The sequence below is a fragment of the Aeromonas sp. R5-3 genome, assembly GCF_040908225.1.
GTDB classification, from domain to species: Bacteria; Pseudomonadota; Gammaproteobacteria; order Enterobacterales; family Aeromonadaceae; genus Aeromonas; species Aeromonas dhakensis.
The window spans coordinates 490,993-511,607 of sequence record NZ_JBFODH010000029.1 but is presented as its reverse complement, the minus strand read 5'-3'; the positions used below and the strand labels follow the sequence as shown (position 1 = coordinate 511,607).

The 20,615-nt window shown below is 64.0% G+C and carries 14 protein-coding genes; 7 read left to right on the top strand and 7 right to left on the bottom strand.

Translation table 11 applies throughout. From position 1 onward, the window contains the following. Positions 1-37: 37 nt before the first annotated feature. Positions 38-1,000 (bottom strand): GGDEF domain-containing protein, encoded by a 963-nt coding sequence (locus tag AB5Y95_RS21600; RefSeq protein WP_368162068.1) that lies wholly within the window; start codon positions 998-1,000, stop codon positions 38-40. A 343-nt stretch (positions 1,001-1,343) separates the two neighbouring features. Here AB5Y95_RS21600 and AB5Y95_RS21595 point away from each other — a divergent pair, with 343 nt between their 5' ends. Next, positions 1,344-1,892: a cytochrome b gene (locus AB5Y95_RS21595; RefSeq protein WP_017765108.1), complete on the top strand. Its 549-nt coding sequence runs from the start codon at positions 1,344-1,346 to the stop codon at positions 1,890-1,892. A 41-nt stretch (positions 1,893-1,933) separates the two neighbouring features. Here AB5Y95_RS21595 and AB5Y95_RS21590 read toward each other — a convergent pair whose 3' ends face one another. From AB5Y95_RS21590 to AB5Y95_RS21570, 5 genes are all read right to left on the bottom strand, one after another. Beyond that, positions 1,934-2,575 (bottom strand): polymer-forming cytoskeletal protein, encoded by a 642-nt coding sequence (locus tag AB5Y95_RS21590; RefSeq protein WP_368162064.1) that lies wholly within the window; start codon positions 2,573-2,575, stop codon positions 1,934-1,936. A 175-nt stretch (positions 2,576-2,750) separates the two neighbouring features. Next, positions 2,751-6,503 carry an AAA family ATPase gene (locus tag AB5Y95_RS21585; RefSeq protein ID WP_368162062.1) on the bottom strand — a complete coding sequence of 1,251 codons (3,753 nt, stop codon included), beginning with the start codon at positions 6,501-6,503 and terminating at the stop codon, positions 2,751-2,753. Next, positions 6,500-6,682, bottom strand: a complete 183-nt coding sequence (locus AB5Y95_RS21580; RefSeq protein ID WP_368162059.1) for an exonuclease SbcC — start codon at positions 6,680-6,682, stop codon at positions 6,500-6,502. The genes AB5Y95_RS21585 and AB5Y95_RS21580 overlap by 4 nt, the downstream gene beginning before the upstream one ends. Then, the gene (locus AB5Y95_RS21575; RefSeq protein WP_368162058.1) at positions 6,679-7,905 is read right to left on the bottom strand and encodes an exonuclease SbcCD subunit D C-terminal domain-containing protein; all 1,227 of its coding nucleotides are present in this window, start codon (positions 7,903-7,905) and stop codon (positions 6,679-6,681) included. Before AB5Y95_RS21575 ends, AB5Y95_RS21580 begins: the two co-directional genes overlap by 4 nt. A gap of 102 nt (positions 7,906-8,007) precedes the next feature. Beyond that, positions 8,008-8,436: a GNAT family N-acetyltransferase gene (locus AB5Y95_RS21570; RefSeq protein ID WP_094698356.1), complete on the bottom strand. Its 429-nt coding sequence runs from the start codon at positions 8,434-8,436 to the stop codon at positions 8,008-8,010. A 180-nt stretch (positions 8,437-8,616) separates the two neighbouring features. Here AB5Y95_RS21570 and rdgC point away from each other — a divergent pair, with 180 nt between their 5' ends. From rdgC to AB5Y95_RS21550, 4 genes are all read left to right on the top strand, one after another. Continuing rightward, positions 8,617-9,528, top strand: a complete 912-nt coding sequence (gene rdgC / locus AB5Y95_RS21565; protein WP_005303149.1) for a recombination-associated protein RdgC — start codon at positions 8,617-8,619, stop codon at positions 9,526-9,528. Between the two features lie 178 nt (positions 9,529-9,706). Then, on the top strand, positions 9,707-11,485 hold the full coding sequence (gene ggt, locus AB5Y95_RS21560) for a gamma-glutamyltransferase (protein WP_368162055.1): 1,779 nt from the start codon (positions 9,707-9,709) through the stop codon (positions 11,483-11,485). 385 nt (positions 11,486-11,870) lie between these two features. Continuing rightward, complete coding sequence (gene ybaL / locus AB5Y95_RS21555) at positions 11,871-13,514, top strand: YbaL family putative K(+) efflux transporter (protein WP_368162053.1); 1,644 nt, start codon at positions 11,871-11,873, stop codon at positions 13,512-13,514. A 399-nt stretch (positions 13,515-13,913) separates the two neighbouring features. Further along, the gene (locus AB5Y95_RS21550; protein ID WP_005303156.1) at positions 13,914-15,095 is read left to right on the top strand and encodes a M28 family metallopeptidase; all 1,182 of its coding nucleotides are present in this window, start codon (positions 13,914-13,916) and stop codon (positions 15,093-15,095) included. A gap of 83 nt (positions 15,096-15,178) precedes the next feature. Here the strand turns inward: AB5Y95_RS21550 and AB5Y95_RS21545 are convergent, their stop codons facing one another. Beyond that, positions 15,179-15,382 (bottom strand): hypothetical protein, encoded by a 204-nt coding sequence (locus AB5Y95_RS21545; RefSeq protein WP_368162051.1) that lies wholly within the window; start codon positions 15,380-15,382, stop codon positions 15,179-15,181. Positions 15,383-15,686: 304 nt separating this feature from the next. On the opposite strand from AB5Y95_RS21545, the gene pykF reads away from it, so the two are divergent. Beyond that, complete coding sequence (gene pykF, locus AB5Y95_RS21540) at positions 15,687-17,099, top strand: pyruvate kinase PykF (RefSeq protein WP_010633307.1); 1,413 nt, start codon at positions 15,687-15,689, stop codon at positions 17,097-17,099. 150 nt (positions 17,100-17,249) lie between these two features. Further along, positions 17,250-20,573, top strand: coding sequence for a mechanosensitive channel MscK (gene mscK / locus AB5Y95_RS21535; RefSeq protein ID WP_201882494.1), 3,324 nt, complete (start codon positions 17,250-17,252; stop codon positions 20,571-20,573). Positions 20,574-20,615: the final 42 nt, after the last annotated feature.

Here is a 20,615-nt window from a genome sequence, read left to right as displayed (position 1 = left end):
AAGCCTTGGCTTCGGTTTTTTTATGGGCACCTTCCGGCTATTCCTTGCCGAAGACCACCTGGTTGCGCCCGTTGCTCTTGGCCTGATAGAGCGCCTTGTCAGCCACCTGCAGCAGGTTGTCGCTGCTCTGGCCCTTGCCCAGGGCGGCACAGCCCAGGCTCATCGTCAGGGAGAAGCTCTGCCCCTCCCACGCGACTACATGTCCGACAAACTGCCGACGCAACTGCTCGGCCCGCTCGACTACCAACTCCGCATCCACCCCGGGCAGGATCAGCAAAAACTCCTCCCCGCCCCAGCGCGCCAGGTGCTCCCCGGCTCGCAGCTGGCCGGTCATGATGCGGGCCACCTCGCACAGCGCCGCATCCCCGGCGGGATGCCCGTAACGATCATTGATCTGCTTGAAGTGATCGATGTCTCCCAGGATCACCGAGAAGGGTTCTCCCTGCAGCCAGAGCGCCTGCAGTTGCTGGCCTGCAGCCCGCCGGTTGCCAAGCTCGGTCAGTGGATCGGTGCAGGAGATCCGGCTCACCTCCTCTATCATGCAGTGCAGATCGTGAATGTCGCGCAGGGTCACTATGTGCCAGCCCGGCATGGCATCGGCTTTCAACTGGGCCGTGATGGTAAACCAGCGCTGCTGGCCGTTCTTGCAGTAAAGCAGGGCATTCATCTCGGCCACCGCAGCCCCGCTTGCCAGGCTGGTCATCACCGCCCGGTTCCAGCGCGAGATGGCCAGCGCCCGGCTCTCCTCATCGCGATAAACGGTGGCAAACCAGCTGGCCATGTCAGGCAGATCCGTCAGGTCGTAACCCAGTTGCGCCACGAAAGCCCGGTTCAGGAACCTGTGATGGCGGGCGGGGATCTCCGACAGCCGGGTGGGAATGCTGTCCAGCGTCTCGCTGCAGGCCGATTCCGAGATCAGGATCGGAAACGGGATCACGTCGAAGGAGCGAAACAGGATCTGCTGCAGCTCGGTCAGGATCACGGGATCTGTGATGGTCAAGGTAATTCCCTTCACCTGTTGAGGATTTTATTAAAGGTAAATGAGGGGAGAAGAGGGGTAAAGCCCTCATTGAACTGGGCTGGGTGCCCGGTTCCCGGCCGCTGCACACCCTGCTCTGCGGCTTTGCATCAACCGTTCGCCCCCTGGCAGCCTCTCCCGGATGAGCGAAACCAGCTCTTCGACCGGCGCGCTGCCGGCCTGTTACAAATAACATGTTAAAAACACACAGAGATCAAGGTTTTGACACATCTTCGCAGTAACATGGAAAAAGTGGCCCGGAGGCAGGACGCCCACCCGATGAGACCACCCGTGATGCAATGCAAGCCCCGAGAAGGATACGAACATGTTGAAAAATACCGAACAACGTTATGGCAGCCTGAGCATAGGGCTGCACTGGTTGACCCTGCTGCTGATGATCGCCGTCTATGCGCTGATGGAGTTCAGGGACATCTTCCCCAAAGGGTCGGCCGGCCGCGACCTGATGAAGGAGTTTCACTTCATGGTGGGTCTGCTGATCCTGGCGCTGGTGGTGGTGCGTCTGCTGGTGCGTGCGAGCAGCCCCTCACCGCGCATCGTGCCCGAGCTCTCCCCCCTGATGCTCAAGCTGGCCAAGCTCGCCCACCTGGCGCTCTATGGCTTCCTGATCCTCACCCCGCTGCTGGGCTGGCTGCTGCTGAGCGCGGGCGGCAAGCCCATCCCCTTCTTCGGCCTTGAACTTCCCGCCCTCATCGCCCCCAACGACGGCCTGAAGGGCACCATCAAGGAGCTGCACGAGACGCTGGCCAACATTGGCTATGCCCTGATTGCCCTGCATGCGGCGGCATCCATCTACCACCACCACGTACTCAAGGACAACACCCTGACCAATATGCTGCCCGAGCGGCGCAGTTGATCCCTTGCCAGCAAAGAGGGGCGTACTCGCCCCTCTCTTGATCAGGCCTGTTTGGCCACCACCTCGGCAGTATCGGCAGCCTTGTTTTTACCTTCAGGCTGTAGCTGCTTGACGTTGCCCTTGCTCTCACCCTTCTGCTCCTCCTGAGACTGGGACTGGCCGACAAACTGGCCTCCCTTGCGGATGGAGAGGCTCCCGCCCTTGAACAACCCCTTCATCTTGCCGTTTTCGAGGATCTCCACCTCGCTCGAGGCGCAGGTGCCATCCAGGGTGCCATTGATGATCACGTGGGCGGCGCTGACATCCCCTTCAATCCGGCCACCTTCCATGATGCGTACCGTCCCGCCGTTCAGTTGCAGCGTCCCGACGAACTGGCCATACACATCCAGATTGCCCTCCACCTGCAACTCGCCCTTGAAACGGGCCCCTTTGGCGATCACCGTCGTCGTGCTCCCCACCCCGACCATCTCAGACTCATTGCGCTTTCGTCCAAACATCTTGGTTTTCTCCACCATTAACAGCAGCACCATCAGTAGCAACGGCACTATGGGTAATTTGTAATATGCAGATCCCGCCACATAGAGCAGCAACGCCAGGCCCCAGCAAAACCAGATGAGATACAGCGCGTCACTGCGTGGCCGCATCGCGATGCGAGCCAGGATCCTTTCAGGCATCAATGTCATTGACCATTCCCTCTTGCGGGCAGATGGATGCAAGACCGGGGTCAACCCCTCACTCTCGTTTCCCGCGATACGCGGGCATGGACCTAGCTCAAGCGACCAGATTGCCAAAACTCTGAAACAAAAAAGCCCCGCCAGATGACGGGGCTGCGATTTCTCAGCAAAGCGAAGCAGGGGCTTAGGGCAACACCACCCGGCTTTCGCCGCCGCTGAGGGCCTCCACCCGCACTTGCACACCGATCCGCTCCACCAGGGTCTGCACGTGGGAGATGACCCCGATCTGGCGGCCGGCCGCCTGCAGGGAGTCGAGGCTTGAGAGCGCCAGATCCAGACTGTCGGGATCGAGCGTGCCGAAGCCTTCATCGATAAAGAGCGATTCGACCTGGGTCTGGCGCGACGACAGGCTGGAGAGGGCCAGCGCCAGCGCCAGCGATACCAGGAAGCTCTCGCCGCCGGAGAGGGAGTCCACCGAGCGCACCTCGTCCCCCATGTCGAGATCCACCACCTGCAGCGCCAGATCGGTGCCGGGCACCCGCTCCAGTCGATAGCGAGGGGAGAGCTCGGCAAGCTGGGCGTTGGCCTCCAGCAGCAACCGCTCCAGGGTCAGGCTCTGGGCGAAGGTACGCAGCTTGGCGCCGCTGGCCGAACCGATGAGATCAGAGAGTCGCTGCCAGTGATCCGCCACCGCCTGCTGGGCGGCCAGCTCCTCCTGTAGGGTGCCCGCCTTGAGAGCAGCCGCCTCGGCCTGGGCCAGCGTGCTCTTGCACTGGAACAGCTGCTCGTCGAGGGCGCGGCAATGCGCCTCCAGCGCCATCAGCCGGCTGTCGAGCTCCTCTGGCGCCAACGCGGCCAGCTCGGGGTGATGCTCGCGATAACGATCCCGCTTGCTCTCCTCCAGTGCCAGCGCCCGCTGCCGCTCGGTCAAACGGGTACGAGCCTCGGCGCGGGCATCCTCCAGCGCCTGCAAGGCGGCGCGCCGCGCCTTGAGCTCATCCGGGCTCATGGCCAGCAGGCGGCGCAGGTCATATTCGGCGATGCCGAGGCTGCTGGCGTGAGCAGCCCAGCGCCCCAGCACCTCCCGTCGGCGCCGGCTGCTCACCTGCTTCTCCTGCTCCAGATGGCTGAGACGGGTCTTGAGCTCGGTCTGGCGCTCGCGCAGGGCGCGGGCCGCCCCCTGCATCATCTCCAACTCGCTGGCCAGTTGCTGCAGCCGCTGCTGCCAGCGATGCTCGACCTGGGCAATCTCCTCGCCCCCCAGACAGGTGGCGCGGCTGGTGACCAGCCCCTGCCGTTGCTGTTCATGCTCCTTGTAGTCGCGCTCGAGCTTGTGCAGCAGCTCGCGCTGGGTCTGCAGGCGCGCCTCCTGGGCGCTCAGGGCCGGGGTGAGGCTGGCAATCTCGCCGGCCAGCCGCTCCCACTCGCTCTGGCCGTGCAGCCAGGCCTCGCAGGCCCGCTGCCACTCGTGCCACTGCTGGCTGCCCAGCCACTGGCGCCAGGGCTGGCCCCCCATCTGCTCGTCGAGCCGGCTGCCCCCCTGCTCGAGGCGCTGGCGCAGGGTCGCCTCCTGCTCGCCCATGGCCTTCACCTCCCCCTCCAGGGCGATGCGCTGGCGGTCGGCCTCCTGCCACTGCTGCTCGAACTGCTGGTGCTGGCTGGCCAGCTGGCTCAACTGCTGGTGCACGGCCTGCAACTGCTGCTGCCCCTGCTGGGCCTCACGCAGTTGCTGCTGGCTGTGGGCCAGCCCCTGCTCCAGGCTCTGGCCACGGCCCAACAGGGTATTCATCAGCTCGTTCCACTCGATCGGACTCTGACGCAGCGGCAGCGGATGACCGAGCAGGGTATCACCTCCCAGCTGTTGCCAGCGCAAGGTCAGCTGCTCGGCACGCGTCTCCAGCTCAGGCAGATGCTGTTGGCGCACCGCCAGCTGACGGGCCAGCTCCTGGCGCTCGCTCTCGCACTGAATGTGTTGGTGATTGAGCCGCTCCCACTCGAGCTCGAGGCCGCGCGCGCGCTCCGCCAGCTGGCCCAGAATGCCCGCCACCTGCGGCTGGCTCTGGTGATAGGGATGCTCCTCGGCACCGCACAGCGGGCAAGGTTCACCGTCGCGCAGTATGTGGCGATGCTGCTCGAAACTGGCGATGGCACGGGACTGCTCCAGCGCGTGGCGCGCCTCGTCCCGTTGCAGGGCGAGCCGCTCACGGGCCGGCGCCAGCTCGTCGCCGAGGATGGCCAGCTTGCCGAGCGCCTGCTCCAGCTGGGCTATCTCCTGCTGCAGGCGACCATGCTGCTCGCCGTGATTGCGGCCATAGTCCGCCAGCTCCAGCAACTGGCGCAGCTGACCCAGCTGTTCGGTCTGCTGCTGCCACTGCTCCTGCGCCTTGGCGAGGCGGCTCTCCCACTGCTGCTCCTGCAGCTCGTGCTGTTGCTGCTGCAGCCGCTCCTGCTCGCGCTGCCAATAGTCGCGCTCCTGCTGCCCCTGCTCCAGCTGGTGCTGCAACTGCCTGAGGGCGCGCAGCTTGTGCTCACGCAGGGTGAGCAGTTGCTGCAGCCTGCCGGCATCTTCGGCCCAATCCTGCATGGCGGTGAGCAGGGGCTGCCATTGGCGGGCCACCGGCGCCAGCTCCTTGTGCTCTTCAAGCCAAGCGCCCCATTGCTGGTGCTGGGCCTTGAGCTGCTCCACCTGCTGGCGCTGCTGGTGCCAGCCCTGCTCCAGGGTGAGCTGCACCTCCCGCTCCTGCGTTCCCTCCTGCTGGATCTTCTGCAGTTGCTGCTGCTTTTCCCGAATGCGGGTATCGAGCTCCTGCGCCCGCTTGAGCTCGGGCTGCAGGGCGCCCCACTCGCGCTCGGCGGCGATCTTCTCTGCCAGCAGCTGCTGCTCGGTGAGGGCGCTCTGCTGGGTCTGCTCCTCCAGCTTGCCAAGTTCGGGGCCGAGCTCGGCCAACAGTTTCTCCTGCTGCTGCACCTCCAGGGTAAGGCGAGCCAGCTCGTCGTGATCGGCGCGGGCCACCTGGGCCTGCTCGGCGCGGGCGAACTCCTCCCGCTCGGGGGCGGCCGCACCATGGGCCGCCTCGGCCGCGGCCAAGGCCGCCTCCCCCTCCTGACAAGCCTGCAACTGGGCGGCGATACGGCCGTTGAGATCGCGCAAGTCCTGCATCAGCTGCTGTTGTTGCTGCTCGTGCTTGAGGCTGGTGGCGAGGCTTATCTGCTGGCTCACCCACTGCTCGCGGGTCACCTCGTCCATCAACGCCACGTCGCCGAGCCGCTGGCTGATGGTGGCCAGTGTCTGCTGCTCCTCCCGCGCCCGTTCATGGGTCTGGACTGAAATGGCGGAGTAGAGCTCGGTGCCGGTCATCCGTTCCAGCAGGGCCGAACGCTCGTCGGCGCTCGATTTGAGGAAGGCGGCAAACTCCCCCTGCGGCAGGATGACGGCGCGGCGAAACTGCTCCCAGGAGAGCCCCACCAGCTCGTCGATGCGATCCTGCAGCTCCCGCTTGCTGCCACTGAACACCTGGCCCGATGCCACGTCGGTCAGGCTGCGCTCCTGAGCCTGAAAGCGCCCCTCGGCGCGGTTGCGAGCCCGGCGCACCGCCCAGCGGGCCAGCCAGACACGGCCGTCGCAGCCGCGAAACTGCACCTCGGCAAAGCCGCTGGCGTGGCCACGGCTGAGGATGCCGCGCACGTCGTTGGCCTTGAGCTTCTCCTCGTCATCCATGCGACCCACTTCGGCCACGTTCTTGCGATTGGCGATGAAGCGCGGCATCTCATCAAAGAGCGCCAGGCAGATGGCATCGAGCAGAGTGCTCTTGCCGGCGCCAGTATTGCCGGTGATGGCAAACAGGCCGGCGGACCCCAGGGCGCCACCTGCAAAATCGATGGTGAATTGACCGGTCAGGCTGGCGAGGTTCTCACCACTCAAAGAGAGGATCTTCATACGCCACACACCTCCATCCATACCGACCCGATATCGCGCGTGCTCTTGCCCCCATCAGCCCGGGTATTGCCGGTGATGGCAAACAGGCTGGCGGCCCCCAGGGCACCACCGGCAAAATCGATGGTGAATTGACCGGTCAGGCTGGCCAGATTCTCCCCTGACAGCGACAAGATTTTCATGCATTTGCCTCCTTCACCTGCTCCAGGATCTCTTCAAACGACGCAACCAGCTCGGCCTCCGGCTCTCCGTCAAACTGACGCTGATAACAGAGGCGAAACACTTCTGTGGGGGAAAGCTCATCGAGCCGGCGCTGGCCGGCGCCGTCCGCCAGCCCCTGCCCCGAGCCCTGATAGCTGGTCGTGATGCGGGCCAGGCGCACCGGCTTGTCGGCGATGGCGGCCAGCACGCGCTCGCGGATGCGGGCCTCGGGTTTGGGCAGCAGCAGCCGTACCTCGAGGAAGGGCTGCGCCTGCTGCGGGCAAGCGGGCAGGTCCAGCGCCTCGATGGCCTTGAGCGCCTCGTCGAGGCCGCTCTGGGGCAGCCGGATCATCTCCACCGCGCGGGGCACCGGGATCCGCTCAAGACGGGCCAGCTTGCCCCCCTCAAACGTCACCTCCAGCACCTGATGGTTGTAGTTCGCCTCGGCCAGCGAGAGCGGCAGCGGCGAGCCGCTGTAGTGCACCCCCTCGGCCGGGCTCTGGGCCAGGTGCAGATGGCCCAGCGCCGTGTAATCGGCGGCGCCAAACAGCTCGGCAGGCAGGGCGTGCTGGTTGCCGCCGAGCACCCGCCGCTCGGAGAGCTCGGAGAGCTGGCCCGCCGCCAGATAGGCGTGGCCCATGGCGATCAGGGCCTGACCCGGATTGCAGCGCGCCCGCCCCTCGCTCAGTACCGCCTCATAGACCTGGCGTACCCCTTCGATCAGCCTGTCCTGCCCCTCGCTGAGCCCTTCCGGGCGCAGATCGCTGCTGCGCAGAAACGGCACGGCGGCACACCAGGCGGCTACTTTGCCATTCTTGCCTCGCAGCGGCACCAGCAGGCGCTCGGTCTCGAGGCGCCCCTCGTCGTCCCGGCTGATGCTGCCCACCAGATGCAGGTCGAAAGCGCGCAGCAGCTCGTGGGGAGCATCCAGCTTGGAGGGGGAGTCGTGGTTGCCGCCGATCAGCACCATCTCCAGTGCCGGGTGCTCGGCGCGCAGCCTGGCCAGAAAACGGTAGAGCTGCTGCCAGGCGCTGGCGGGGGGGTTGGCGGTGTCAAACAGATCGCCCGCCACCAGCAGGGCGTCGATGTCACGGCTCTTGATGGTGTCGGCCAGCCAGTCGAGAAAGGCATCGTGTTCAAAACGGCGGTCATGGCCATGGAGTTGGTGGCCAAGGTGCCAGTCGGCGGTATGCAGGATCTTCATGAAAAAACGGCTCGTATGGAGGTGGTGCCAGCAGCACCCGATGCAGACAAGATGAGGATATGCCTCCCTTTTTTCAAGCCGGAGCGGGTGCTGGCGTCAGATTCAGGCGGGCTCGCAGCACATCTGGTACTGGGGATGACCGGTGAGCGGGTCGGCCAGCTCCCCCTCGATCACGAAACCGTGGCGACGATAGAAGCGCACCGCCTGATCGTTTTCCACGAAGACCCGGGCATGCAGCCTGGCCCCCTTGGACTTGGCCTCCTGCAGCAGGGCATGGCCCACCCCCCGCCCCTGACGGTCGGGGCGCACGAACAGGGCAGCCAAGTAGTCATCCACCAGCGCCATGAAGCCGAGCAGCTCGCCGCGCTCCTCGAATACCCAGATGCGGGCGCGATCAAGATAGCGGGTGCGCAGATCTTCCTGCGCCTGCCACCAGCAGGAGGCATCGACAAAATCATGGGCCTGCAGGGAGGCCAGCAACCAGATCTCGACAATCTCGTCCATGTCGTCGGACCGACTCGCCCTCAGCATATTGGTATCCTTGTTAACAACCTTAACATCCGCAGTCTAGGGGAGTTTGATGACGGCTTTGGGGACGGATATGACTCCCTGTGAAGTCGATCGCCCTTTATTTAGCAAGAATGATTGGCTGATCACAAAGCGCCTCTCTAGTACAATGCCCGCCGGACAATCTATGAGACCGAGGACGCCATGTGGTTTAAAAACCTGCAGATTTATCGCTTTACCCGCCCCTTCGAGCTGACCGTCGAGCAGCTGGAAACCCAGCTGGAAGCCTGTGCCTTCACCCCGTGCGGCAGCCAGGACATCTCCCGGTTCGGGTGGGTCAAGCCCCTTGGCAAATTCGGCTCCACCCTGACCCACTCCGCCGCCGGCCACATCCTGCTGTGCGCTCGCAAGGAAGAGAAGATGCTGCCCGGCACCGTGGTCAAGGAGATGCTGGCGGAGAAGGTAGAGGCGATCGAGTTCGAACAGGGCCGTGCCCTCAAGAAGAAAGAGAAGGAAGCACTCAAGGAAGAGATCATGCACACCCTGCTGCCGCGCGCCTTCAGCCGCACCAGCCAGACCTTCGCCTGGATCAATCCGGCCGACAACCTGATGGTGGTGGACGCGGGCTCCGCCAAGAAGGCGGACGATCTGCTGGCCCTGCTGCGCAAGTCCATCGGCACCCTGCCGGTGGTGCCGGTGGCCCTCAAGAACCCGCCCGAGATCACCATGACCGAGTGGCTGAACGAGGGCAACCTGCCCGCCTCCTTCACCCTGGAGGACGAGGCCGAGCTGCGCAGCGCCATGGAACACGGTGGCATCATCCGCTGCAAGCAGCAGGATCTGATGAGCGACGAGATCAAGAACCACCTGGCCAACGACAAGCTGGTCACCAAACTGGCCCTCAACTGGGGTGAGACCCTGAGCTTCGTGCTGGGGGATGACCTCTCCATCAAGCGCCTCAAGTTCAGCGAAGAGCTGCGCGAGCAGAACGACGACGTCACCAGCGAAGATCCGGCCGCCCGTCTGGATGCCGACTTTGCCCTGGTCACCGCCGAGCTGGCCCAGTTCATCCCGGCCCTGTTCGCCGCCCTGGGCGGTGAAGAGCAGTCCATCTAAGCGAATTGGCTCAGCCTGATTGCAAAAAACCGCCTCCGGGCGGTTTTTTTATGGGCGGGCGCCGGTACGACTTGTTGATAGATGAGTAACTTGTTGATCTGATTCAACAACTTGAGTCATTAGCGCCAATCGTGACATAGTCCCCCCTCATGCTCATAAAACAGACAAGGAGAGTGTCATGTGGCGCAAAACGCTGGGGCTGGCCATCGCCCTCGCTCTGCTGGCCGGCTGCGCCGCTCAGCAGAGCCCGCAAAATCCCCCCGCCCACACCCTGATCGCGCCGGAAGCCGCCAGCGGTTGGCAAGAGAAGCAGGGCTGGCAGGGTCACGACTTCATGGTGGCCGCCGCCAACCCGCTGGCGGTGGAGGCGGGCTACCAGATGATCCAGGCCGGCGGCAGCGCGGTGGACGCCGCCATCGCGGTGCAGCTGATGCTGACCCTGGTGGAGCCGCAATCCTCCGGCATCGGTGGTGGCTCCCTCATGCTGGTGTGGGACGGCAAACAGGTAGCCGCCGTGGATGGCCGCGAGACGGCCCCCGCCGCCGCCACCGATCAGCTGTTCATGAAGGATGGCAAACCGATGGCCTTCTACGACGGCGTGGTGGGCGGGCGCTCGGTGGGCGCCCCCGGCACGGTGCGGGCACTGGCACTGGCCCACCAGCGTTACGGCAAGCTGCCCTGGGCTACGCTGTTCGAGCCCGCCATCACCCTCGCGGAGCAAGGGTTCGTGATAAGCCCGCGGCTGGCCGCGCTGCTGGCCAAGGATCCCTATCTTGCAAAGGACCCGGACGCGCGGGCCTACTTCTATCAGGCCGACGGCAGCCCCAGAGCGGCGGGCAGCCGGCTGACCAACCCGGCGCTGGCCAAGGTGCTGCGTATCCTGGCAAATCAGGGGCCGGACGCCTTCTATCGCGGCCCGCTGGCCGAGGCCATGGTGGCCAAGGTGCACGCCCACCCGACCAACCCGGGTGTGCTGAGCGCCGTCGATCTGGCCAGCTACCGCGCCAAACTGCGCGACGGTCTCTGCTTTGACTATCGCCAGAGCCGGGTGTGCGGCTTCCCGTCCCCCTCGTCCGGCACCATAGCGCTCGGCCAGATCTTCGGCATGCTGGAGAGCCGCGACATGGCGGCCCTCAAGCCGGTGCCAGGGGAGCAGGGCCAGCCGGCCGCCTCTGCCGAGGCGATCCACCTCTACAGCGAGGCGGCGCGGCTCGCCTTTGCCGACCGCAACCAGTACGTGGCGGACAGCGACTATGTAGCGGTCCCCGTCAGCGGCCTGCTCGACAAGCACTATCTGGCCCGGCGCGGCGCCCTGATCGGCGAGCGTTCCATGGGGCTGGCCAACGCGGGCACCCCGCCGCTGGCGCCGGCTCGCGGCCAGGATGCGACCCCTGAGCTCCCCTCCACCAGCCACATCTCCATCGTCGACAAGGCGGGGATGGCGGTCTCCATGACCAGCTCCATTGAAGACGGCTTCGGCTCGCGGCTGATGGTCAACGGCTACCTGCTCAACAACCAGCTCACCGACTTCTCCTTCACCTCGCTGGACGCCGCCGGGCTGCCGGTGGCCAACCGGGTGGAGCCGAGCAAACGACCGCGCTCCTCCATGTCCCCCCTGCTGGTGTTTGACAAGAGCAGCGGCGAGCTGGAGATGAGCCTGGGCTCCCCGGGGGGCTCCGCCATCATCAACTACGTGGGCAAGACGCTGCTGGGCACCCAGGATTGGGGGCTCAACCTGCAGCAGGCGATCAATCTGCCCAACTTCGGCAGTCGCAACGGCCCCACCGAGCTGGAGGCGGGCCGCACCCCGGCCGCCGTGGTCGAGGCGCTCAAGGCGAAGGGGCACGAGGTGGTGCTGAGCGAGCAGACCTCGGGCCTGCAGGGGGTGCAGCGCAACGCCGGCGGCTGGCTTGGCGCCGCCGATCCACGTCGGGAGGGGATCGCCAAGGGTCAGTGAGCCCAGGGGTCTGCCCCAGCTCTGAATGCAACGAAGCGGCCGGTTGGCCGCTTTTTTTGTGAGGCCAGGATCCGCTCGCCCTGGCCACAAAAATCATCACCGATTGATTAATACTGCCAAGCCAGGTCAATAAAAATAGAGCTCCTCACCCTAAAAGCATCACTTATCCACTTTTAATCTCAAAAATTCCTTTAAATGTGGATAAAGATTGCTTTTCCACCAAAAACGTATTATTTTTCAACAGAAACGGCAACTGCTGTCCTTCAGACACGCCCCGTGCACGGGACCAGCATCTGTCTCTTTCGCCCCCTGCTCATTGACAGCTGCCCTCTTCACCCGCGCGGTGATCTGGTAGCCCCCTGACTGCCATTAGCGAGGTGACGACATGGACCACTCCCTTCCCCTGATTACCACCCTGGTCGGCGGCTTCGTGCTGGCCTACATCCTCGGCATGCTGGCCCAGCGCCTCAAGATCTCCCCCATGGTGGGCTATCTGGCGGCCGGCGTCATCTCGGGCCCCTTCACCCCGGGGTACGTGGCCGACATGAAGCTGGTGCCCGAGCTGGCGGAGCTGGGGGTGATCCTGCTGATGTTCGGGGTCGGGCTGCACTTCTCCTTTCGCGACCTGATGTCGGTAAAGCGGATCGCCATCCCGGGCGCCATCGCCCAGATCGCCGTCGCCACCCTGCTCGGCATGGGGCTCGCCTCCCTGCTGGGGTGGGATCCGGTCGCCGGTCTGATGTTCGGCCTCGCCCTCTCCACCGCCAGTACCGTGGTGCTGCTGCGGGCGCTGGAGAGCCGCCAGAATCTGGAGACCCTGCAGGGGTGCATCGCCATCGGCTGGCTCATCGTCGAGGATCTGGTGATGGTGTTGGCGCTGGTGATGTTGCCTATCATCGCCGACATCCGGTTCGGCGAGCAGGCCATGAGCTGGCAGAGCATAGCGCTGGATCTGGGCTGGACCCTCGGCAAGGTGAGCCTGTTCGTGGCGCTGATGATGGTGGTGGGCAGCCGCTTCATCCCCTGGCTGCTGACCCACACCGCCAGCACCGGCTCGCGCGAGCTGTTCACCCTGGCTGTACTGACCTGCTCCCTTGGCATCGCCTTCGGGGCGGTCAAGCTGTTCGGCGTCTCCTTCGCCCTTGGCGCCTTCTTCACCGGCATCGTCATGAACCGCTCCGAGCTGAGCCACCGCGCCGCCAACAACACCCTGCCGCTGCAGGACGCCTTCGCCGTGCTGTTCTTCGTCTCGGTGGGCATGCTGTTCAACCCGGCGGTGCTGCTGACCGAGCCGCTGGCGGTGCTGGCCACCCTGTTCATCATCATGTTCGGCAAGTCGGCGGCGGCCTACGCCATCGTGCGGCTGTTTCGCTACAGCAAGCGCACCGCCCTCACCATCTCCGCCAGCCTGGCCCAGATCGGCGAGTTCTCCTTCATCCTCATCGGCCTAGCCATAGTGCTGAAACTGGTGCCGGAAGGAGCCCGTGACCTGATCCTGGTGGGTGCCAGCCTCTCCATCATGCTCAACCCGCTGGTGTTCAACGCCGTCGAGCGCTACCTGGAGAAACAGCCGGACGCCGACAACACCCAGGTGCTGGCCGAGTGCACATGCCCGCCGGTGGAGATGAAAGGCCACACCATACTGGCGGGCTATGGCCGGGTCGGTCGCCTGCTGGTGAGTGGCCTGCAGCAGGCCGGGCGCGAGCTGGTGGTGATCGAGCAGGATCCGCACCGGCTGGAGAGCCTGCGCCAGGCCAACATTCCCCACGTCAACGGCAACGTGGCCGATGACGAGGTGCTGTGCCGCGCCGCCATCACCGACGCCAGCTGGCTGCTGGTGGCCATCCCCAACAGCTTCGAAGCCGGCGAGGCCATCGCCCAGGCCAGGCTCATCAACCCTGCCATCCGGGTGATCGCCCGTGCCCACAGCGATGACGAGGTGAGCTTCCTCACCAGGCAGGGGGCAGACAAGGTGATCATGGGGGAGCGGGAGATAGCCCTCGGCATGCTGGCTCAGGCGACCGCCTGAACCCGCATTCAGATGCAGAAGAGGGGCACAGCCCCTCTTTTTTATGCCTCTTTGTATACCCGCGCTTTTGGGCACCCAGGCCCCTCCTCACCCATTCCCGCCGGCGTTTCGCGCCGATATGGCATAGTTTGACTCCCTTTGTCAGCCCCCCAGGTCAGGGCCGAGCGCCGCTGCTGCCGCGAGCACGCTGCGCACATCCCCCTCACCAGCACAAAGCTCCGCCAGCCACCCTCGCCGGCCCGCAGTAGACAGCAGATCCTGCAGCGGCCCCCACCGGACGGGGGTAGGGTCGCGCCAGATGGTCAAATTCCGAGGTCTGCCTCCTTGGCTAGACTGGGCCAGTCGTCTTATGACACCCATTTGGCACATGTGCCCACAACCAATCTGGAAGGATCCGCCATGAAACCCTTGTTGACTGCCCTCTTGCTCCCCCTGCTGCCCCTCGCCGTACAGGCCGCCGAGCCCGTCTGGATCACGGTCGGTGCCGACAGCGGCGTCGAACTCAAACAGGTGAAGGCCAAGCTGGCCCCCCTGTTCAGCGCCAGCGGCGCCCCCATCCAGCTGGCCCAGGTCGAGGCGAGCGAGCTCGGCACCCTCTCCCACCTGATGCACGAAGGTCACCAGCGCTGCGGCGGCTACGTGGTGCACAGTACCCTGGCCGACGCCCTGCAGAGCATGGCCCAGCCCATCAGCCAGAACCTGTTCAGCGCCCCGCCGCTGACCCAGGGAGCCAGCGTCAACCGGCTGCTGCCCTATCTGGATCAGGGCAACATAGTCGGCACCATCAGCCAGCTCGCCAGCTGGCGCAATCGCTACTACACCACCACCACAGGGGTGCAGTCGGCGGACTGGGTGGCCGGCCAGTGGCAGACCCTGAGCGCGACCCTACCCTGGGCCAGCGTCAGCCGGGTCAAGCACAGCGGCTATCCGCAACAATCCGTGGTGCTGACCCTCAAGGGCAGCCGCTACCCGGACGAAGTGGTGGTGCTCGGCGGTCACCTCGACTCCACCGCGGGCTCGGCCCCCAACAGCCGCACCCTGGCCCCGGGCGCCGATGACGATGCCTCCGGCATCGCCACCCTGACCGAGGTGCTGCGGGTCATCGCCGAGCAGGGTCGCCAGCCTGAGCGCACCCTGCAGTTCATCGGCTATGCGGCGGAAGAGGTGGGGCTGCGCGGCTCCAAGGACATCGCCACCCGCTACAAGGCGGCCAACACCAAGGTACTGGCGGCGCTGCAGCTGGACATGACCAACTACCAGGGCTCGGCGGAAGACATCGTCTTCATGACCGACTACACCGACCAGGGGCTGACCGGCTATCTGGCCCAGCTGCTCGACGCCTATCTGCCCCAGATCCGCTACGGCTATGACAGCTGCGGCTACGGCTGCTCGGATCACGCCTCCTGGCACAATCAGGGCTACCCGGCCGCCATGCCGTTCGAGTCACGCTTCAACGACTACAACCCCAACATCCACACCGCCCGGGACACCTTGCAAAACTCGGATCCCTCGGCTGCCCACGCCCTCAAGTTCGCCCAGCTGGCCACCAGCTTCGCCATCGAGATGGGCAAGATAAACTGAGCCGCCAAGGCGCGGTGACGCATCCAAAACAAGAGGGAGGCCAGGCCTCCCTCTCTTCTTTTCAAACCTGCCGCTCAGGGCTGTCAATTCGTCCCGGCAAGCGGGGGATTGGAGCGCGGCAAGCCTGGCTGCGCGTGGGCCGTGGCGGCCTGCGCATGCAGCCTTTCAAGGCGCTCGAACGCGCGCAGCGTGCCATCGCGAGGAGCGGGATCGGCCGGCCAGCAGCTGGCGGGCAGCGCCTGCACACCCAGCAGGGCGACGGACAACAGCAGCAGATAAGGGACCATCTTGCAGCACTCCGGTGGCAGCAGAGTGTCTATTCTTGTCGGGGACCGATGACGGTTTGATGAAGGGACGGGATCGTCATTTTACAACATTTGACGAGGCGGGCCGGCGCCGAGATACATATGGCGACATTTATGCCAAATCTGCGCTGACCAGTTAATTTATGCCCTAAAAAGTAGCCGGGAGGAAAACGTTATCCCTGAAAAGAAAACGTTATCTGGTCAAAACGTTGTTTCTGGATCATAAAAAGTATCCAAAAACTGGTGTATATTGCACGGCGGAAACTCCTTAACCATGAAGACTGACATGAAAAAGACCAAAATCGTCTGCACCATCGGTCCCAAGACCGAATCCAAAGAAATGCTGGCCAAGATGCTGGACGCCGGCATGAACGTCATGCGCCTGAACTTCTCCCACGGCGACTACGCCGAGCACGGTGGTCGCATCAGCAACCTGCGCGCTGTCATGGCCGAAACCGGCAAGCACGCAGCCATCCTGCTGGACACCAAGGGTCCGGAAATCCGTACCATCAAGCTGGAAGGCGGCAACGATGTGGCCCTGGTCGCTGGCCAGACCTTCACCTTCACCACCGACCAGACCGTGGTTGGCAACAAAGACAAGGTCGCCGTGACCTATGCCGGTTTCGCCAACGACCTGCGCGTCGGCAACCGCATCCTGGTTGACGATGGCCTGATCGGTCTGGACGTCATCGAAATCACCGAGCGCGAAGTCATCTGTAAAGTACTGAACAACGGCGATCTGGGCGAGAACAAAGGCATCAACCTGCCGGGCGTCTCCATCAAGCTGCCGGCCCTGGCCGAGAAAGACAAGCGCGACCTGATCTTCGGTTGCGAGCAAGGTGTTGATTTCGTTGCCGCCTCCTTCATTCGCAAGAAAGAAGACGTGCTGGAAATCCGTGAGCACCTGAAAGCCCACGGTGGCGAGAACATCCAGATCATCTCCAAGATCGAAAACCAGGAAGGCCTGGACAACTTCGACGAGATCCTGGCTGTCTCCGACGGCATCATGGTTGCTCGTGGCGACATGGGTGTCGAGATCCCGGTTGAAGAAGTTATCTTCGCCCAGAAGATGATCATCGAGAAGTGCAACAAAGCCCGCAAAGTGGTCATCACCGCCACCCAGATGCTGGACTCCATGATCAAGAACCCGCGTCCGACCCGCGCCGAAGCCGGCGACGTGGCCAACGCCATCCTGGACGGTACCGACGCAGTCATGCTGTCCGGTGAGTCCGCCAAGGGCAAGTACCCGCTGGAAGCCGTGACCATCATGGCCACCATCTGCGAGCGTACCGATGCCGTGATGCCGTCCAACCTGTCTGCTGCCAACGACAGCAACAAGCTGCGCATCACCGAGGCCGTATGTAAAGGCGCGGTAGAGACCTCCGAGAAGCTGGACGCCCCGCTGATCGTGGTTGCCACCGAAGGCGGCAAGTCTGCCAAGGCCATCCGCAAGTACTTCCCGAAAGCCTGGATCCTGGCCATCACCACCAACAAGAAGACCGCAGCCCAGCTGGTACTGACCAAGGGTGTGGTTGCTCACGTGGTTGACAGCATCGCCTCCACCGACGATTTCTATCGCATCGGCAAAGAAGCGGCCCTGGCCAGCGGCATGGGTCTGAAGGGTGACGTGGTTGTCATGGTCTCCGGTGCCCTGGTACCGAGCGGCACCACCAACACCGCTTCCGTTCACGTTCTTTAATCGGAACTGAACAAGCTGAAAACGGCGCCCGCGGGTGCCGTTTTTTTTATCTCGCCCCCCTGCTGCCCCTTTCTGCCCGGTGTTAGAATCCACGCGGATTTAATCCAAGTGGGACATCTCCCGAATATCGCGTAATAACCCGGAAGTTTTATGCTCTCAATACCGTTCAAAAGAGCCTCGGCCACCCTGTTGCCGCTGCTCTGCTTACTCGTCAGTCTCTGCGCCCCGCAAGCCATGGCGCAGGACGTGCCCCAACGTACCAGCGTACAACGGGCACTCGACGCCCTCGGCAAGTCGGACACCCTCACCGTCAGCCAGCAGGCCGACCAGAAATTCCTGACCGACACCCTCTCCCTGCTCGACAGCATCGAGAAAGAGAAGAGCAAGGCCAGAAGCCAGAACGAGCGCGTTCGCTCCCTGCCGGCCGAGCTGCGCGACATCAGCGCCAGACTGGATGCCCTGACCCAGGGCAAGAGCGCCGAGCAGATCAAGAGCGAATACGCCAGCATGAGCCTGAGCGAGCTGGAGAGTCGCCAGCCCGACGTCATGGCCAACATGCAGGATGCCCAGGAGGCCCTCGGCACCATCGGCAGCCAGCTCACCAACCTGCAGACCCTGCCGGAGCGGGCCCAGGCCAGCATGAGCCGCGCCTATCAGCGCAGCCAGGAGATCCGTACCCGTCTCAATGCCGGTGACGGGGTGAGCAGCGCCGAGAAGATGAAGCTTAATGCCGAGCTGGCCCTGCTGGATCTGCAGCTGGCCAACCTGCAGAAGGAGCTGGACAACCGCACCAGCATGCAGGATCTGGCGGTCAAACAGCGCGACTACCAGACCGCCCGCCTCGCGAGCGAAGAGCAGAAGCTGCAACTGCTGCAGGAGCAGAGCAGTGCCAAGCGCCTGGGCGACACCGAAAAAACTGCAGAGCAGACCGGTGAGCTGGTGGCCGCCGCCGACAGCCCGCTGGTGCAAAAGGAGCAGGAGCTCAACCACCAGCTCAGCCAGCAGCTGGTCAGCGCCACCGCCAGCCTCAACTCGCTGGTGCAGAAGAACCTGCAGGCCAAGAGCTGGCTGGAGCGCGGCACCCAGACCGAGCGCAACCTAAACGAACAGGTGCAGATGCTCAAGGGCAACCTGCTGCTGTCACGCATCCTCTATCAGCTCTACCAGCAGCTGGAGTCCTCCCCCTCCACCCTGGTGAAAAACCTGGAGGAGCAAATTGCCGACCTGCACCTGGCCCAGTTCGAACTGAGCCAGCAGCGTGACCAGCTGTTCCAGAAGACCCAGTATCTGGACAACCTGATCGCCAATAGCAGCGAGCCGGTGAGCGAGGAGGACAGAGCCAGCCTCTCCAAGCTGCTCGACACCCGCATCAGCCTGCTCGATCAGCTCAACCGCCAGCTGGATGCCCAACTGACCAACGCCATCAGCCTGCAGCTGACCCAGCAGCAGCTGGCGCGGATCTACTCCTCCATCGAGTTCACCCTGCAGCAGCACATCTTCTGGGTGAGCAGCAACAAGCCCATCGACGGCAAGTGGTTCATCAGCTGGCCGGCCCAGGCCTACAAGCAGGCCTCCGACTGGGTGCTGAAACCGGACTGGAGCGGCTGGGGTGAGACCTTGCTGCCCATCACCCTGCTGGCCCTGCCGCTGCTGCTGATAGGTGGCCTGCTGATCTGGAAGCGCCCGACGCTGATCGAGCGGCAGAAGAAGATCACCAAGGATCTGGGGCGCTTTCGCCAGGACAGCCAGTGGCACACCCCGGCAGCCCTCTGCTATACCGTGCTGCAACGCCTGCCGGGCAGCCTGTTCATCCTGGCTGCCGGCCTGCTGCTGACTGACTGCGGTCTGCTCAGCTCCAAGCTGATTTTCCAGATCACCCTCAACCTGGCGCTCGGTTATCTGGTGTTCAGCGTCTATCTGGCGGTGATGCGGCCGGGCGGCATCGCCGAGAGCCACTTCCGCATTCCGAAAGCCGATCTGCAGGCCAAGCGCACCAGCATGCGCTATCTCTGGGTGCCCTTGCTGCCGCTCATCATGCTGTCGACCAAGGCGGTGGTGGAACCCTCCTCCCTTGGCAACGATGTGGTGGGTCAGGCGCTGACTCTGGCCCTGCTGGGGCTGGCCGCCTACCTGGTGTTCCCCATCTCCCGCGCCCGCATCAAGGGTGAGGCGAGCATGCAGCAGTCCATCACCGCCATTGCCCTGGCGCTGGCACCGGTGGCGCTGATCGTGCTGGTGGGACTGGGCTACTACTACACAGCCCTCAAGCTGACCGGCCGGCTGATCGAGTCCTTCTACCTGCTCATCCTCTGGAGCCTGGTCTACCGTACCGCCCTGCGTGGCCTCGAGCTGGCAGCCCGTCGCCTGGCCTATCGCCGTGCGGTGGCCAAACGCGAACACAAGGCCCAGGAGGATGCGGAAGGGGGAGACACCATCGAAGAGCAGCCCATGGATCTGGAAGATGTCAGCCAGCAGTCGCTGCGTCTGACCCGTACCGTGTTGCTGCTGATCTTCGGCGTCGCCTTCTACTGGCTCTGGTCCGATCTGGTGGCGGTCTTCTCCTACCTCGACAGCATGGTGCTGTGGCACCGCACTGAAGGGACCGGGGCCAATGCCGTGATGTTCCCGATCAGCCTGAGCGATGTACTGATAGGCTTCCTGCTGCTGGGCGGCGCCTGGTCGCTGGCCCGCAACCTGCCGGGTCTGCTGGAAGTGCTGGTGCTCTCCAAGCTGAACCTGGCCCAGGGCACGGCCTACGCCATCACCACCATGCTCAACTACGTGCTGATCGGGGTCGGCTCACTGACCGCCCTCTCCATGATGGGGGTACAGTGGGACAAGCTGCAGTGGGTCGCCGGTGGTCTGTCGGTCGGTATCGGTTTTGGCATGAAGGAGATCCTCTCCAACTTCGTCTCCGGCATCATCATACTGTTCGAGCGTCCGGTGCGGATCGGTGACACCGTCACCATCGGCTCCTTCTCCGGCACCGTCTCGCGGATCCGCATTCGCGCCACCACCCTGACCGACTTCGACCGCAAGGAGGTGATCATCCCCAACCAGCAGCTGATGACCGAGCGGCTCATCAACTGGTCGTTGAGCGATACGGTCACCCGGGTCATCGTAAGGGTAGGTGTGGCCTACGGTTCGGATCTGGAGCTGACCCGCACCCTGCTCAAGCAGGCGGCGGACGAGAACAGCCGCGTGCTCAAGGATCCTGCGCCCATCGTCTACTTCCTCACCTTCGGTGCCAGCACCCTGGATCACGAGTTGCGCTTCTTCGTGAGCGAGCTCGGCGATCGCAACCCGGCGGTGGACGAGCTGAACCGCAAGATAGACCAGCTGTTCCGCGAAAACGGCATCGAGATCGCGTTCAACCAGATGGATGTCTACATCAAGAACATGAAGGACGAAGAGCAGAAGGTGGAGTCCGACTCCGCTCAGCCTCCCGCCCTGCCGGGCCCCCAGCCCGGTTAAGACAGCTCCTCATCTCGTTCGAAGGCCCCGCAAGGGGCCTTT